At 67.2% G+C, this 16,194-nt stretch carries 10 protein-coding genes; 4 read left to right on the forward strand and 6 right to left on the reverse strand.

The window, feature by feature from the left end:
- Positions 1-46 precede the first annotated feature (46 nt).
- Positions 47-1,687: an amidohydrolase gene (locus tag SRU_RS06230; protein ID WP_112903733.1), complete on the reverse strand. Its 1,641-nt coding sequence runs from the start codon at positions 1,685-1,687 to the stop codon at positions 47-49.
- A gap of 245 nt (positions 1,688-1,932) precedes the next feature.
- Here SRU_RS06230 and gltB point away from each other — a divergent pair, with 245 nt between their 5' ends.
- Positions 1,933-6,507, forward strand: coding sequence for a glutamate synthase large subunit (gene gltB / locus SRU_RS06235; RefSeq protein ID WP_202795399.1), 4,575 nt, complete (start codon positions 1,933-1,935; stop codon positions 6,505-6,507).
- A 176-nt stretch (positions 6,508-6,683) separates the two neighbouring features.
- A complete protein-coding gene (locus SRU_RS06240; RefSeq protein ID WP_237702001.1) occupies positions 6,684-8,162 on the forward strand; it encodes a glutamate synthase subunit beta in 1,479 nt (492 codons plus the stop codon).
- Between the two features lie 9 nt (positions 8,163-8,171).
- Here SRU_RS06240 and dtd read toward each other — a convergent pair whose 3' ends face one another.
- Positions 8,172-8,624: a D-aminoacyl-tRNA deacylase gene (dtd, locus tag SRU_RS06245; RefSeq protein ID WP_011403925.1), complete on the reverse strand. Its 453-nt coding sequence runs from the start codon at positions 8,622-8,624 to the stop codon at positions 8,172-8,174.
- A 45-nt stretch (positions 8,625-8,669) separates the two neighbouring features.
- Positions 8,670-9,281, reverse strand: a complete 612-nt coding sequence (gene rdgB / locus SRU_RS06250; protein WP_011403926.1) for an RdgB/HAM1 family non-canonical purine NTP pyrophosphatase — start codon at positions 9,279-9,281, stop codon at positions 8,670-8,672.
- A 133-nt stretch (positions 9,282-9,414) separates the two neighbouring features.
- On the opposite strand from rdgB, the gene rpsU reads away from it, so the two are divergent.
- A complete protein-coding gene (gene rpsU / locus SRU_RS06255; RefSeq protein ID WP_013061703.1) occupies positions 9,415-9,627 on the forward strand; it encodes a 30S ribosomal protein S21 in 213 nt (70 codons plus the stop codon).
- Positions 9,628-9,823: 196 nt separating this feature from the next.
- On the opposite strand, the gene SRU_RS06260 is transcribed toward rpsU, so the two are convergent.
- From SRU_RS06260 to SRU_RS06270, 3 genes are all read right to left on the reverse strand, one after another.
- Positions 9,824-13,555, reverse strand: a complete 3,732-nt coding sequence (locus SRU_RS06260) for a multifunctional oxoglutarate decarboxylase/oxoglutarate dehydrogenase thiamine pyrophosphate-binding subunit/dihydrolipoyllysine-residue succinyltransferase subunit (protein ID WP_011403927.1) — start codon at positions 13,553-13,555, stop codon at positions 9,824-9,826.
- A 115-nt stretch (positions 13,556-13,670) separates the two neighbouring features.
- Entirely contained in the window at positions 13,671-14,690 is a 1,020-nt protein-coding gene (locus tag SRU_RS06265; RefSeq protein ID WP_011403928.1) for an NAD-dependent epimerase/dehydratase family protein, read from the reverse strand.
- 292 nt (positions 14,691-14,982) lie between these two features.
- On the reverse strand, positions 14,983-15,744 hold the full coding sequence (locus SRU_RS06270) for a response regulator transcription factor (RefSeq protein WP_011403929.1): 762 nt from the start codon (positions 15,742-15,744) through the stop codon (positions 14,983-14,985).
- Between the two features lie 179 nt (positions 15,745-15,923).
- Here SRU_RS06270 and SRU_RS06275 point away from each other — a divergent pair, with 179 nt between their 5' ends.
- Positions 15,924-16,190 (forward strand): hypothetical protein, encoded by a 267-nt coding sequence (locus tag SRU_RS06275; RefSeq protein WP_043552177.1) that lies wholly within the window; start codon positions 15,924-15,926, stop codon positions 16,188-16,190.
- Positions 16,191-16,194 lie beyond the last annotated feature (4 nt).

Below are 16,194 nucleotides of genomic sequence, written 5' to 3' on the forward strand. Positions count from 1 at the left end.
AATCGGGAGGGGGCCCGTTGGTTTCAAAACGCGAGAGGGGAAGTGATTAGTGTGCGTCCGGCCAGTCGGGGGTTGTGTGCACCGGAGTGCCCCCCAGGTACGTCGCCACGACCTCCGTGTCCAGAAGGCGGTCGGACGGCACCGTCATGAGGTCCTGAGAGAGTACCACGAAGTCGGCGCGTTTGCCTACGGATATGGATCCGATCTCGTCCTCCTGAAACGCAGCGTACGCGGCGCCCTGGGTGTGGGCGTAGAGGGCCGTGGCGCGGGGCAGCCGCTCGTCGGGCTGCCAGCCCCCGTTGGGCGCTCCGCCGGCGTCCCGGCGCGTGACAGCGGCATGAAAGCCCCGGATCGGGTCGGGGGGCTCGACCGGCGCATCGGACCCGAAGGCGAGGCGGGCGCCCGCCTCCTGCAGGCTTCGCCACGCGTAGGCGTCTGTGAGTCGGTCCGGGCCAAGCCGCGCCGGGGCCCAGTCGTGATCGCTCGGCGCAAATGCCGGTTGGACGGAGGCAATCACGCCGAGGCGGCCGAAGCGGGGGCGGTCGTCGGGGGCCACGATCTGGGCGTGTTCGATCCGGGGCCGGCGGAGCGGACGGGTGCTCTCTCGGGCGACGTGTTCGTACGCGTCCAGCACCTGTCGGTTGGCCCGGTCGCCGATGGCGTGGGTGTTGACCTGAAACCCACACTCGTGCGCCACCCGCACGTGCTCCCGGAACGCGTTGCTGTCGTGGAGGAGGAAGCCGCGGGTGCCCGGCGCGTCGGCGTAGTCCTCAAGGAGGGCGGCGCCGCGGCTGCCGAGCGCGCCGTCGGCGAAGAACTTGACCGACTCCACGTCGAGGCGGCCGGACGGGTGGTGCAGCGGACCCCGATCACAAAAATGCTCGAGCGTCTCCCCGCGCCCGTCGATCATGGCGTACAGCCGGAGCGGGAAGCGATCCTTCTCAAGGAAGTCCCGAACCCGTCGGAGGGCCGAGAGCCCCACCCCGGCGTCGTGCAGGCTCGTAATGCCGCGCCGGGCGGTGTGGCGGAGGGCCGTGGAAAGGGCACGGTCCTGGTGTGCCGCACCGGGGGGCGGAATGTGGTCCTCAACGAGGGCCATCGCGGCATCGATCAGCACCCCCGTAGGGGTGCCGGTGCGGTCGCAGTGGATGTGCCCGCCGTCGGGGTCGCTCATCTCGTGGAGGCGGTCGAGGCCCACGGTGGCCTCCAGGGCAGCCGTGTTGGCCCACCCGGCATGCACATCCGTGCGCGTGAGCCAGACGGGACGCTCCGGAAACGCGGCATCCAGGGCGCCACGGGAGGGGAGGCGAGCGGGCGTCCACTCGGTCTGGTCCCACCCGTGGCCCCGCAGCCACGCGTCGGAGGGAGGGGCGTGGTCGGCGACGAATGCCCGGAGTTTTTCCACGACCGCGTCGGGGGACGAGGCGTCCGTGAGGTCGGCCCGTCGAAGGGCGAGCCCCAACTCGTGCAGGTGGGCGTGGGCGTCGACGAAGCCGGGCACGACGGTCCGCCCCTCGGCGTCAATGCGCCGGGCCTCCGGAACGGCCGTCGACGCCTCTGCGGGCGAGCCAACCGCCGCAATCCGGCCGTCGCGGACGGCCAGGGCCGAGGCGGGGACGGGCCGGTCAGTCCCGCCATTGACGGGGTACACGCGGGCATTCGTAATCAGGAACTCGGAGGGGGGCATCGGAGGAAAAGCAAGCAGCAGGAGGTATGAAAAGACGGTAGGTCCAAATCAGGTGATTTCATGGAAGCGCTTTTCGTAAAGAACGGGTGACTGAAAGCGCTTTGCACAAAATCACAATTTGATACTCACAGGGCTTTCACTCATATAACGGGTCCCTTTACACGGACTACGAAAAATAGGCCATTCCGGGCGGCTGCCCGGTTTGAATAGGCAGTTTCCATTGCGGCACGACCCGCGACACGACCATGGGCTCCTCCCTCCCACCCCCATCCCTCGTGCAATCCCCAGCCCGTCCGTCACTAGGCCCCCGGCGCGAGCGATCCAACTGTGGCGTCGGGGTCCTCATGGACCTCAACGGCACGAAGAGCCACGCAATGGTCGACGAGGCGCTCGGCCTGCTTCGCCGGTTGGACCACCGTGGGGCGCGTGGCGCCGAAGAAAACACGGGCGACGGGGCGGGGGTCCTGATTCAGAAGCCCCATGCGTTCTATCAAGATGTTGTGTCGGGCCTCGGCGCCGTGGACTCCTACGGGGTCGGCCAGTTTTTTCTCCCAACCGACGAGCACGTCCAATCGGCGCTCCGCGACTTCGTCGATCAGCGGGTACGGGCCGAAGGCTTTGAATCGGTTGCGTGGCGCTCTGTGCCGACCGACGCCTCCGGCCTCGGCCCCACGGCCCGCGCCACGGAGCCCGACGTGTGGCAGCTCTTCGTCCGGCCCGCCGAGTCGCTTTCGCCCGAGGCGCTCGACGCCCGGCTGTACGTCCTGCGTCGTCTCCTCGAATCGGCGGTGGCGAACAGCGGCCTTGACGACAGCGAGACGTTCTACGTCTGTTCGTTGGATCGGCGCAGGGTGGTCTACAAAGGGCTCCTGACCAATGCGCAGGTCGCCAGCTACTACCCGGAGCTGACCGACGATCGGGTACAATCGACCCTGGCCCTCGTCCACTCGCGCTTCTCCACGAACACGTTGGGCGCATGGCGCCTCGCCCACCCCTACCGCACCGTCGTCCACAATGGAGAGGTCAACACGCTCCGTGGCAACCTCAACTGGATGCGGGCCCGGGCGGCAGACCTGCATACCGACGCCTTCGGGGAGGACCTAGAGCGAATCCGGCCCATCACCACGGCGGCGCAGAGCGATACGGCGGTGCTCGACAATGTCTTGGAGCTGCTTGTGGAGAGCGGCCGCTCCCTGCCACACGCCCTGCGGATGCTCATCCCGGAGGCCTGGACCAAGGACGCCCGCATGAGCGCGCCCCGGCGGGCCTGGTACGAGTACCATTCGACCCTCATCGAGCCCTGGGACGGGCCGCTCCTCGTGGCCTTTACCGACGGGGACAGGGTGGGGGCGGTGCTCGATCGCAATGGCCTGCGGCCGTGCCGCTACTGGGTCACCCACGACGACCGGATCGTGATGGCCAGCGAAGCGGGCGTCGTGGACCTGCCGCCCGACCGGGTGGCCCGGAAGGACCGCCTTCAGCCCGGCCAGCTTTTCCTCGCGGACGCAGCGGCGGAGCGCATTGTGCCGGAGGACGAGGTGTTCGGGCGACTGACCGACGAGAAGTATGAACGGTGGCTCGACACGACGCGGGTGCGGCTTCGCACGCTGGTGTCCGCCGATACGTCCAATGGCGGGGCGTCAGTGCCCGAGGCCACACTCTCTATGAATGGGGATCCGGATGCCCTGCCCCGGCGACAGCGGGCCTTCGGCTACACGCGGGAGCACGTCCGGCGCCTCGTGCAGCCGATGGTGGACGACGGAAAGGATCCGGTGGGCGCGATGGGCAACGACACCCCGCCCGCCGTGCTCTCGGACCAGAGCAAGACGCTCTTCACCTACTTCAAGCAGCTGTTTGCGCAGGTCTCCAATCCGCCCCTCGACTACATCCGCGAGGAGCTGGTCACCTCGCTCGAAAGCCACATCGGGCGCAAGGGCAATCTGCTGACGGAGCGCCCCGAGCACTGCCGACAGGTGCACCTCGACTCGCCCCTCCTGAGCGACGCGGAGCGGGACGCCCTCCACGACATCGACACGAACGGCATCCGGTCGACGACAATCGACACGACGTTCGGGGACGAGATGGGCCTGGAGGCCGCCGTCGAGCAGATGTGTCGGGACGCGCGGGAGGCCGTGGCGACGGGCGACGAAATTCTCCTCCTGTCGGACCGCGGCACGGGGCCGGATCGCCTCCCCATCCCGAGTCTGCTCGCCGTGGGGGCCGTGCACCACGACCTGATTCGGGCGGGCCGCCGGACGCACGCGGCGCTCGTGGTCGAAAGCGGGCAGCCCTGTGCGGTGCACCACGTCTGTACGCTCCTGGGCTACGGGGCCGACGCCATACATCCTTATCTGGCCTACGCCACTGTGCGCGACTGGGCAGGGCGCAGCGATGCGGTCCCCGACGCCGAGACGGCCATCGAGCGATACGTCGGCGCCCTCGAACAGGGCCTGCTCAAAGTGATGGCCAAGATGGGCATCTCCACCCTCGAAAGCTACAAGGGGGCGCAGGTCTTCGAGGCGGTTGGCCTCGACTCGGAATTTGTAGAAACGTACTTCTTCGGCACCCCCTCGCGAATTGAGGGGGCGGGCATCGACGAGCTGGAGGCCGACCTGCGCGATCGTCACGAGAAGGCGTTTGGGAATGCGTTGCCGGGCGCAACGGACCTGGAGAGCGGGGGCGAGCTGTACTGGCGACGCGACGGGGAGCATCATCAGTGGAGCCCACAAACGATTGGGACCCTCCAGCAGGCCGTGCGGCAGAACGACCGCGGGGCGTACGACGAGTTTGCCGCGCTGATCAATGATCAGTCGGCCCAGCACCAGACGCTGCGGGGCCTGCTTGAATTTGATACAGACCCGGACGCGGCCATTCCCGTCACGGACGTGGAGCCTGCCACATCGATTGTCCAGCGCTTCTTCACGGCCTCCATGTCATTTGGCTCCCTCAGTCCGGAGGCCCACGAGACGCTCGCCGTCGCGATGAATCGGATTGGCGGGCGGGCCAGCACCGGCGAGGGCGGCGAGCAGGTCGACCGCTTCGGCACCGAACGCGAATGTGCGATTAAGCAGGTGGCCAGTGGGCGCTTCGGGGTGACGAGCACCTACCTCAAGAACGCCGACGCCATCGAAATCAAGATGGCGCAGGGCTCGAAGCCGGGGGAGGGCGGCCACCTGCCGGGGGAGAAGGTCAATGACCTCATCGCCGAGACGCGCTACACGACCCCGGGGGTCTCGCTCATTTCGCCGCCGCCCCACCACGACATTTACTCGATCGAGGACCTCGCGCAGCTCATCCACGACCTCAAGAGCGCCAACTCGGCGGCCGACGTGCACGTGAAGCTCGTGGCGGCGGCCGGCATCGGGGTCATCGCGGCGGGTGTGTCCAAGGCGAAGGCCGATGCCCTCCTCATCAGCGGACAGTCCGGCGGGACGGGCGCGTCGCCGAAGACCTCCATCAAGTCGGCGGGGCTCCCGTGGGAGCTGGGCGTGTCGGAGGCGCAGCAGGTGCTCCTCGAAAACAACCTCCGGTCCCGCATCCGCCTCCGGGTGGACGGCGGCCTCAAAACCGGGCGGGACGTGGCCGTGGCGGCGTTGTTGGGAGGCGAAGAATTTGGCTTTGGCACCGCGGCACTCGTCTGTCTGGGGTGCATCATGCTGCGGAAGTGTCACTGCAACACCTGCTCGGTGGGCATCGCCACGCAGGACCCGGAGTTGCGCGAGCAGTTCGTGGGCGCGCCCGAGCACGTGATGCGCTACATGCACTTCGTGGCGGAGGAGCTGCGCGAGATCATGGCGGAGCTCGGGGTGCGCACCGTCGACGAGATGGTGGGGCGCACGGACCTGCTTCGGCAGCGAGAGACCGACCACCCGAAGGCCCGTCGGCTGGACCTGGGGTCGATTTTGCACCGTCCGGTCAGTGACGACGATCCGCGGAAGACAACGGAACAGGACCACAAGCTGGACGACAAGTTGGACCACGCCCTCATCGAAGAAGCCCGCCCGGCCCTCGACCAGCAAACCCCGGTCCAGATTGCCCGCGACATTCACAACTGGGACCGGGCGGTTGGGGCGATGCTCAGTTCCGAGGTGACCGGTCGCTACGGGCCGGACGGGCTCCCCGACGGCACCATCGAGATCGATCTGGAGGGGGTTGCGGGGCAGAGCTTTGGGGCCTTTCTGGCCTCCGGGGTGACCCTGCGGCTCGTGGGAGAGGCCAACGACTACGTCGGGAAAGGCCTGTCTGGGGGGCGGGTCATTCTGCGCACCCCAGAGACGGCGGGCTTCGAGGCGGACGAGAACATCATCCTGGGCAACGTGGCCCTCTACGGCGCAACCCGGGGGGAGGCGTACGTCAACGGCCAGGCCGGCGAGCGCTTTGCGGTCCGCAACTCCGGCGTACAGGCGGTCGTGGAGGGCGTGGGCGACCACGGGTGCGAGTACATGACCGGCGGCGTGGTCGTCGTGCTTGGAAGCACAGGCCGCAACTTCGGGGCGGGCATGAGTGGAGGAGAGGCGTACGTGCTCGACGAGGACGGGACCTTCCAGGACACGGTCAATCGCGAGATGGTGCATGTTGAGGCCCTGACCGATGAGCGGGACCGCCGCCTCGTTCGCCGCCTCGTGGAGCACCACCTGCACCACACGGGCAGCGCCAAGGCGACCCGCGTGCTGGACGCGTGGGACACGTGCGTCGGCCGGTTTTGCAAGGTCATGCCCGACGCCTTCGCCCGACAGGTGGAGGCCCATCTGGAGAACGGGGAGGACATCCGGCCGCCCGTGCCGCCCGCACCGGGGGCTTCCTCCACTGTTTTGGCCTAGCGCCCTTGGTTGAGCCGTTCCCCCGTGAAGTGTATTGCGTAGTGCGTATCGCGTAGGTTCATCATCGACCTCGTGTGACGATACGCAACACGAAACACGCAATCCCCCGAGTCCGGCGTAGCGCTCCCTGCACGTCGCCTACCAGCGAACCTCTCCTCACCGACCCCGTCTGCCCCATGCCCCGCGAACATCACCCCGACGGATACCGGAAGCACCCGCGCCGTCCCATCGGCAAGCGGTCGGCCCCCGAGCGCACGGCCGACTTTCGCGAAATTTGGGCGCCGGAGTGGAGCCCCGAGGCCCTGCAGGATCAGGGGGAGCGCTGTGTTGATTGCGGCGTGCCCACCTGCATGAGCGGCTGCCCCATCGGCAACCGCATCCCGGAGTGGAACGACCTCGTCCACAAGGAGGACTGGAAGGAGGCCCTGCAGCAGCTCCACGCCACCAATAACTTCCCCGAGTTTACGGGCTACACCTGCCCGGCCCCCTGCGAGGACGCCTGTGTCCTGGCCGTCAACGACGATGCCGTGGCCATCAAGAGCATCGAGCGGGCCATCGTGGACAAGGGGTGGGAGGAGGGCTGGATTCAGCCGGAGCCGCCCGCCGAGCGGACGGGCTTTCAGGTGGCCGTGGTGGGGAGCGGGCCGGCCGGCCTTGCCGCCGCGCAACAGCTCAATCGGGCCGGCCACCGCGTGACGGTCTACGAGCGGGACGACGCCCTCGGCGGCCTCATGACGTACGGCATCCCCGACTTCAAATTTGCGAAGCGGCGGGTCGACCAGCGGATCGATCAGCTCCGGCAGGAAGGGATCACGTTCGAGACGAGCACGGAGGTGGGGGGTGACCTCGCGGCGGACCGGCTCCACGACGCGTACGACGCCACCTGCCTCGCCCTCGGCGCCCAGAAGCACCGCGAGCTCCCGGTGCCGGGCACCGGCCTGGACGGCGTGCTGCCGGCCATGGAGTTCCTCCCGCAGGAAAACCGTCGCCAGCAAGGCCAGGCCGCCCCCGGCGGGATCACGGCCGCCCACAAGAACGTCGTCGTGCTGGGGGGTGGGAGCACCGGGGCCGACTGCGTCGCCACGGCCCACCGGCAGGGCGCGAAGCAGGTCGTCCAGATTGGCATCAACCAGAAGCCCCCCTCCGAGCGGCCGGCCGACAACCCCTGGCCCGAGACCGCGCAGGTGTACACCAAGACCTACGCGCAGGAGGAAGGAGGGGCGCAGGAGTTTGCCGTCAACACCACCGAGCTCGCCGACCTCGACGGCGACGGCCGCGTCGACGAGTTGCGGGCCGAGCGCGTGGACTGGACCTACGAAAATGGCTCCCGCACCGACAAGACGGTCGTGGACCCCGACGTTCGGGTGCCGGCCGACCTCGTCCTCGTGGCCATCGGGTTCGTGGGGCCGGAGCGCAATCCGTTTGCAGACCTCGGCGTCCGGCAGACCGACGACGGCACGGTCGCGACCGACGACCGCCTCATGACCGATGTCGACGGCGTTTTCGCCGCGGGGGACGCCCGGATGGGGGCCTCGCTCGTCGTGTGGGCCATTGGGGAGGGGCGCGATGCGGCCCGCCAGGTCGACCGGTACCTCACCGGCGATACGGAGCTTTCGGCGAGCCTCCAGACCGCCAACCCGCCGCTCGGGCGGTGACCTGTCCAGTTACTCGTCCGCCCGGCGCTCCACCCAGAGCGTCACCGGGCCGTCGTTTGTGAGGCGGACGTCCATCATCGCGCCGAACTCGCCGGTGGGGACGTCTTGACCGAGGTGCCCTTCGAGCTCGCGAACGAAGTGCTCGTAGAGCCGGTCGGCCCGGTCGGGCGGCGCGGCCTCCGTAAAGGAGGGCCGGTTGCCTACGCTTGTGTCGCCGTAGAGCGTGAACTGGGGCACCACCAGGGCGTCGCCCCCGGTGTCGAGGAGCGACTCGTCCATCTTGCCGTCGGCGTCGGGAAAGACGCGGAGGCGTGCGCACTTCTCGGCGCACCAGGCGCTTTCGGTGCGGGTATCGTCTTCGTGCACACCGAGCAGGATCAGCAGGCCGTGTTCGATGGCCCCGACAGGGGCGCCGTCGATCTCGACGGCGGCCTCGGAGACGCGCTGGACGAGGGCAACCATACGGAATGACGTGTAAGCGTGACAGACAGAGACGAACGGCGGGGGTCAGCGGCCCGGGTCGGATTTGAGGCCTGAAAGGAAGGTCCGAAGGGCGTCGAGGGCCTTTCGGCGGTGGCTAATCTCGTTCTTGTCTTCCGTCGGCATCTCCGCGAACGTTTGGTCGGAGCCGTCCGGGCGGAAGAGGGGATCGTACCCAAAGCCCCCGTCGCCGTGTGGGGCCGTGGTGATGGTGCCTGCACAGCGGCCCTCGAAGGTGTGTGCGGTTCCGTCCGCGTCGATGAGGGCCACTACGGTGCGAAAGCGCGCCCGTCGGTCGTCCACCTCCTCCAGGACTCTCAATAGCTTCTGCTTGTTGTCTTCTGGGGTGGCGTCGGCACCGGCGAATCGGGCCGTATGGACGCCCGGCCCGCCGTCGAGCGCCGCCACCTCCAGGCCCGTATCGTCGGCGAGGGCGGCATGGCCGGTGTGTTCGTGGTACGCCCGGGCTTTCTTCTGGGCGTTGCCGGCGAGGGTGTCGGCGTCCTCCACCACGGTGAGGGAGTCGTCGAGGTCGCCGGCAGGGAGGAGCGACAGGTCGAGGTCGGCCAGCAGGGCGCGGAGCTCCTGGACCTTTCCGGCGTTGCCGGTTGCCAGCACCAGGGGAGAGCGTGTCGTCATGCGGAAAAGGGATTGGGGGAAGTGACACTAGAACACGGAAAAGAAACATGCCTCTCACATTCGCGTTTCCACTTCGCAATTTGGTTGCTATCCACTCTATTTCAAAACCAAACTCCCTACGGAGGGATCTACCTTGGCTGTTGGTGTAAAAGTCCGAAACAACGAAGACATTGATCGTGCGCTCAAGCGCTTCCGGCGTCAGGTGAACCGGAGTCGTGTGCTGCAGGAGTATCGGCAGAACATGACCTACATGAAGCCCTCGGAGGAGAAGCGGCTCGAAGAGAAGCGGTCCCGCCGCCGGCGCCACCGCCAACGGAAGCGGGGCGACAACCGGAAGCGCAAGTAGAGCGCCGCACATTTGGTCGCCGGCGTCGGTGAATCGGCGTCCGGCAACGTTGTTGGGGACGGGCCCGAGCGGGTCCGTCCCTTTTTCTTTTGAGACTTTTTCGGGCCCCTCAAGCCAAAGGGCCCCGTCAACACAAAAGCCCCACCGCACTGGGTGGGGCTTTCGCTGTTGACAAGAGAGTGACAAGAGAGGGCTGTTAGAGGCCAAGGGCGTCCCCAACCAGCTGCTCCTGTTCCCGGTCGTGCACCTTGGCCGATCCGGTGGCCGGACTGGCACTGGCGGGCCGCCCCACGTACTGAATGCGCTGCTCGCAGGGGCCGTGAATCTCGTCCAGGAGCGTCTCGAAGCGGGGAGACACGAACGACCAGGCGCCCATGTTCTGAGGCTCCTCCTGCACCCACACCGTCTCGTCGGCCTCGGCGTAGCGCTCCAATTCCTCTTGCAGGTCCGATTCGGGGAAGGGATAGAACTGCTCCAGGCGCGTGATGGCGATCTCGTCGCGGCGATCGGTGTCCTCCAATGCCGTCACGAGGTCGTAGTACACCTTGCCACTGCAGAGAATGTGCCGCATGGTGCCTGCAGGGTCCGCCTCGGCCGGAATGATCTCCTGCACACCGCCCTCCATGAGATCCTCGGGCGTCGAGACGCACTTCGGGTGGCGCAGCAGGCTCTTGGGCGTCATGATGATGAGCGGCTTCTTGACGTCGCGCTTCACCTGCCGGCGCAGGGCGTGAAAGTAGTTGGCCGGCGTGGAGAAGTTGGCGACGATCATGTTCTGTTCCGCACAGAGCTGCAGAAAGCGCTCCAGGCGGGCCGAGGAGTGCTCGGGGCCCTGGCCTTCGTAGGCGTGGGGCAGCAGGGCCACGAGGCCGGAGGTCTGGCCCCACTTCTCCTCGGCGGCGCTTACGAACTGGTCCCACACGATCTCCGCCCCGTTTGCGAAGTCCCCAAACTGGGCCTCCCAGCAGGTGAGGGCGTTTTTGTCCACCACCGAGTAGCCGTACTCGAACCCGGCCACGGCGTACTCCGAAAGGAGGCTGTCGTAGATGAGGAGCCGCTCCTGGTCATCGGTCAGGTTGTTGAGGGGCGTGTACTCCGCACCGGTCTCTTGGTCAATGAGGACGGCGTGCCGCTGGCTAAAGGTGGCGCGGCGCGAGTCCTGTCCGCTCAGCCGGACGCGCGTGCCCTCCTGCAGCAGTGAGCCGAACGCCAGGGTTTCGGAGAAGGCCCAGTCGATGCGCTTCTCGTCGTAGAAGAGGTCGTCGCGCTTGCCGAACAGGCGCTCGAGCTTCCGGTGGACGTTGAAGTCGTCCGGGAAGTCGGTGAGGACCTCCACGACCCGTTCCAGGTGCTCACGCTCGGCCGTGGTGTCGACCGGGGGCAGGCGATCGTCGGCCGTGCGCTGGACCCGCTCCTCCAGCGCCTCGTCGGCGTCTTTCTCCTCCAGGTCCTTGGTGCGCTCGAAGGCCTCCTGCAGCCGGCCCCGGTAGTCGTCGAGCATCTGCTCGGCCTCGTCCGGCTCAATCTCGCCGCGTCGGAGCAGCATCTCGGTGTAGAGCTTGCGCGGCGAGCGCTTCTCCTCAATTTTCTCGTAGAGGAGCGGCTGCGTGAAGGTCGGCTCGTCGCCCTCGTTGTGCCCGTGAACGCGGTAGCACATCATGTCGATCACCACGTCCTTGTTGAAGCGCTGGCGGTACTCGAACGCCAGCCGCGCGATGCGGACGCAGGTCTCGGGGTCGTCGCCGTTGACGTGGAAGATCGGCGCCTCGATGGCACGGGCCAGGTCGGTGGCGTAGGTCGAGCTGCGGGCGTCGCCGGGCGGCGTGGTGAAGCCGATCTGGTTGTTGATGACCAGGTGGACGGTGCCGCCGGTCGTGTAGCCGCGCAGCTTGCTGAGGTTGAGGGTCTCCGCCACCACGCCCTGTCCGGCGAAGCCGGCGTCGCCGTGGATGAGGAGGGGCATCACGGCGTCGTGGTAGTCGTCCTCCGCCGCCTCGGGGTGTTCGTCGCGCAGCAGGTTCTGCTTGGCGCGGGACATGCCCTCCACGACCGGGTTGACGGCCTCCAGGTGGCTGGGGTTCGAGGCGAGCGTCACGGAAATCTCGTTGCCGTCGGGCGAGGTCACGTCCCCTTCGGCCCCCAGGTGGTACTTCACGTCGCCCGAGCCCTGGGTCGTGTTGGGGTCGATGTTGCCCTCGAATTTGGAGAAGATCTCCTCATAGGGCTTGCCGATGATGTTGGCCAACACGTTGAGGCGACCGCGGTGGGCCATGCCCATCACCACCTCCTCCACGCCCTCGTCGGCGGCGTCGGAGAGGAGGGTATCGATGAGGGGGATCATGGTCTCCGACCCCTCCAGCGAAAAGCGCTTGTGACCGATGTACTTGGTGTGCAGGAAGCGCTCGAACGCCTCGGCCGCGTTGAGCTTCTGGACAATCCGGTGGCGCTCCTCCTCCGACGGCGAACCGGCGTTCCGCATCGGCTCGATCCGGTTCTGGATCCACGTCTTCTCTTCGGGGTCGGAGATGTGCATGAAGGCCGTCCCCACCTTGCTGGTGTAGGACTTCCGCAGGATGGAGAGAATCTCGCGCAGGGGCAGCTTATCCTCGCCCCCGAGGCCGCCGGTGATGAACTCCCGGTCCAGGTCCCAAACCGTGAGGCCGTAGGTGGCGGGGTCGAGCTCCTCGTGGTACTGCCACTCGTAGCCGAGCGGGTTGATGTCGGCCTGCAGGTGGCCGCGCACCCGGTAGGCCCGAATCAGCTGAAGGACGGCCGCCTGCTTCTCGGTCATGTCGAGCTCGTCCTGAGGCCGAGACCGCCCGAGCTGCGGCGTGGAGTCGGTGGCCATCCGGAACGGCTGATAGGGCACGCCCAGGTCGGAGAAGATCCGCTGGTAGAAGTCGTGGTTGCCCGTCAGGAGCTCCTCAATGTGGTTGAGGAAGGCCCCGCTGGTGGCGCCCTGAATGACGCGGTGGTCGTAGGTGGAGGTCAACGTCATGACCGGGGAGACCCCAGCCTTGCTCGCCACTTCCGAGTCGTACCCGCGGTACTCGGGCGGGAAGTCGATGGCCCCGGCCCCCATGATGACGCCCTGTCCGGGCATCAGGCGCGCCACGCTCATCGACGTGCCGATCATGCCCGGGTTGGTGAGGGTGGCCGTGGTGCCCTGAAAGTCGGACAGGTCGAGGTCGCCGCCCAGCGCGCGGCCAACGATGTTGTTGTAGGTCCCGAGGAACTCGGCGAAGCTGAGGCTGCCTGCGTCCTTGAGGTTAGGAACCAGGAGCGTCCGCTCGCCCCGCCGCTCTACGTCAATAGCGAGCCCCAGGTTGATCTGGTCGGGCTTGACGTGCTCCGGCGTGCCGTCCTCATTTCGCCGAAACGTGGTGTTCATGTCGGGATACTTCTGCATCGCCTGGACCATCGCGTAGGCGATGATGTGGGTGTACGACACCTTCTCGCCACCGACCTGCTTCTGATAGTCGTTCAGGAGGTTGCGATTCTCGTCGAGCAGCTTGACCGGAATCGTACGGGCGGAGGTGGCCGTCGGGATGCCGAGGCTGTCTTCCATGTTCTCGACGACCTTGGCCGACGGGCCGGTCATGGCCGTCACGTCGGCCTGGTCCTCGTCGACCGCCGGGGCTGAGGCGGGGCGCAGGGGCTCCACGACGCCGTCGTCGGCCTCCGCCGGCGGGGCCGAGGACGCGTCGGGCGAGGAGTCGCGATCTGTCGGCTCCGGTTCCGTGGGTTCTTCGGGGGGCGTGGTGGCCTCCCCGTCGCCCGCGGTGGTCCGGTCGACCGGGATGAAGGAGGCGTCCGGGTCATAATCGGCGAAGAACTCGCGCCAGCTCTCGCTTACGCTGTCGGGGTCGTCCTGATACTGCTTGTAGAGCTCTTCGATGTAGCCCGTGTTGAATCCGAGGCTGCTCACGGTGGAACGAGTGCATTTGGTCGTAAAAGAGACGTGGGCTCCCCGCCTGGAGCGACTACCATGTACGACGCATTCGCGACGAGGATTCGCGGGGGGCTTGGGCGGGGGACCAGCGCTACAGCCACCCGTGCTCCTCGTACCAGTGAAGGGTCCGGGCCACCCCATCGTCGAGGGGGATCGACGGGTCGTAGTCGAAGTCGCGCGCGGCCTTTTCGCTGGAACAGGCCGTACAGGCGTGCCGAATTTCGCGGGTCTTATCGCGGTTGAGGGGCGGATGGGCGCCGGTGGCCCAGCCCCAGGCCTCGGCCATCGCCCCCACGGCGCCGAGCAGGGGCCCCGGCACTGGGAGGGTGACCGCCCAGGTGTCGAGGGCCGCGGTCGCGGCCTGCTTCACCTCGTTCCAGGCGTGGGGCCGCGCGCTGCCGAGGAAGTAGGTCTCCCCATGTGCGCCCGGATGGCGGGCGGCGTCGACCATGCCGGTGGCGAGGTCCCGCACGTGAACGAGGCTCAGGGTGCGAGCGGAGCCCCCGCCCACGATGGGGCACACGTGCCGCTTGACGGCACGGAAGAAGTCGAGGATGTCGCGGTCGCGGGGCCCGTAGACGGCGGGGGGGCGGACGACGGTGAGGGGAAGGGTCTCCGCGTACGATTCCGGGGTCGTCTCGGGCCGTTCACGGAGCGCCTGTTCCATCTGCGCCTTGCTCCGCCCGTACATGCTGACGGGCCGGAGCGGCACCTCCTCCGTCGCCACGTCGTCGTGGCACCGCCCCACGGCGGCCAGGCTGCTCGTCACCAGCACGCGGTCGAGATCCGGCGCGGCGTGCTGGACGGCGCCCAGGAGGTTGAGGGTGGCTTGCACGTTGGCCTCGTAAAACGCGTCCTCGGTCGGGGCCCGGGTCCGGCCCGCCACGTGGTACACCTCGTCCACGCCATCGAGCGCCTCCCAGAGAACCTCCACGTCCGACAGGTCCCCGTGCACGGGCGTCACGTTCAGGTCCGAGAGCCACTTCGGGTCGGTGCGGACGAGGCACCGCACCTCGTCCATGCCCCGGTGCAGGAGTTCCTCCACAAGGTGACTCCCAACGAAGCCGGTGCCGCCGGTGACAAAAGCTGTTCGTTCTGCGTACGAGGCCATCAGTTACAAACGGAGAGAGCAATGGGGACGAAAAACAAGGGGGAGAATGGGTGAGGCCCATTTCTGGGAAGGGAGAATCTGCGACGAAATCGTCCGAATGCCCGCCCGTCTCGACAGGCGCGCTGGGGGCAGTGCCTGGATGCCGACGGGACTGTCCACACGGGCCACACGGGCGTCGCTATCGGTGATCTGCGTGTGGCAGCCACGGCGCGCCCCGCCAACTCCGGGGGCCCTTTCTCTTCTCTTCGTGAAAGGCCGACCGGTGGCGTCGTAGGTTCTCTGGGGGGAGGTGTTAGTCCGTCTGCGAGGCGGACGGGGAGGGGCCGGGGACATCGTCCGTGACGAACTTGTACCCGATGCCGTAGACCGTCTGCAGGTAGGCGGGCTCGTCCGGCGTGGGTTCAATTTTCTTGCGCAGCGACGCCACGTGGCGGTCGATGGTGCGGGTGGTAATGTCGCCACTGATGCCCCACACGTCCCGGAGCAGCTGCTCGCGGCTGACCGTTCGGCCCCGGTGCTCGATGAAGTAGGTTAGGATGTCGAACTCCAGGTCGGTCAGACCGACCGGTTCACTATCCCTCGTGACGGTTTCGTCCGGAAAGTGGACGCTCACGTTTCCAAACGCAAATACGTCTCCGGTATCGGGGAGGGCCGATTGGCTCCGGGACAAGACCGCCTCGACGCGGGCCGCGAGCTCCTTTGCGTCGAAGGGCTTGGTGACGTAGTCGTCCGCCCCGAGGTCGAAGCCCCGCAGCTTGTGCTCGTGTTCGTCCTTGACTGTGAGCATAATCACAGGGGAGTCCACCCCGGACTGCCGCGCCTCCCGCAACACTTCAAACCCATCCTTCTGCGGCAGTCGCACGTCGAGGAGCACGAGATCGTAGGGGGGGAGGGTCGTCATCTCTTGGAGGGCATCCTCGCCCTCCGTGGCGTGATGCACCTCGTAGCCGTGCTGGGCAAAGAACGACTCCAGGCTGCTTCCCAGGTCCGGATCGTCCTCCGCAATGAGGAGCCGGGCCTCAGAGGCCCCTGTCGCACTACTGGGGAAAGGCATGACTGTGCCTGTGGCTTACGAGAATTGCAAGTGGAGTGAGGCACTCCAAAAAAATTACCCCTCCGGTGTTCAAAGTGCAAGATGCGGGAGGGCACACCGGACGGCGGGGATGCAGAACGGCCAAGCAGATTGTACGTACATGGGAGCCCATAGAATTTCCTCGGTACGCGCCTTCACGCATGGACGCATCGCCGCTCTTCGATCCCGAATACCTTCCTATCATCGCCGGAACGCTCATCGGGTTCGCGTTGCTAGCCGCGCTGCTCCTCGTGCCGATTTGGCGGTTTCTCGATCGGGAGGAGGAAGTGGCGGAGGAATGGACCCCGGAGGCCGTCGCGGAACGGATGCGTGAGCACGAAGCCTCGACGAACGCCCCGGAGAGTGTGGAAGAGACCGATCCGTCCCCCGAGCAGGGCGAAGCGGCCCCGCGCCCCCCCGGGTCGTAAGCGT

Source organism: Salinibacter ruber DSM 13855, from assembly GCF_000013045.1.
Taxonomy (GTDB): Bacteria; Bacteroidota; Rhodothermia; order Rhodothermales; family Salinibacteraceae; genus Salinibacter; species Salinibacter ruber.

Coding starts and splice junctions, on each gene's coding strand:
- SRU_RS06230 (WP_112903733.1), bottom strand. CDS start 1,687: ATGCCCCCCTCCGAGTTCCTGATTACGAATGCCCGCGTGTACCCCGTC.
- rdgB (WP_011403926.1), bottom strand. CDS start 9,281: ATGACGACACGCTCTCCCCTGGTGCTGGCAACCGGCAACGCCGGAAAG.
- SRU_RS06240 (WP_237702001.1), top strand. CDS start 6,684: ATGCCCCGCGAACATCACCCCGACGGATACCGGAAGCACCCGCGCCGT.
- SRU_RS06265 (WP_011403928.1), bottom strand. CDS start 14,690: ATGGCCTCGTACGCAGAACGAACAGCTTTTGTCACCGGCGGCACCGGC.
- gltB (WP_202795399.1), top strand. CDS start 1,933: ATGGGCTCCTCCCTCCCACCCCCATCCCTCGTGCAATCCCCAGCCCGT.
- SRU_RS06275 (WP_043552177.1), top strand. CDS start 15,924: ATGGACGCATCGCCGCTCTTCGATCCCGAATACCTTCCTATCATCGCC.
- SRU_RS06270 (WP_011403929.1), bottom strand. CDS start 15,744: ATGCCTTTCCCCAGTAGTGCGACAGGGGCCTCTGAGGCCCGGCTCCTC.
- dtd (WP_011403925.1), bottom strand. CDS start 8,624: ATGGTTGCCCTCGTCCAGCGCGTCTCCGAGGCCGCCGTCGAGATCGAC.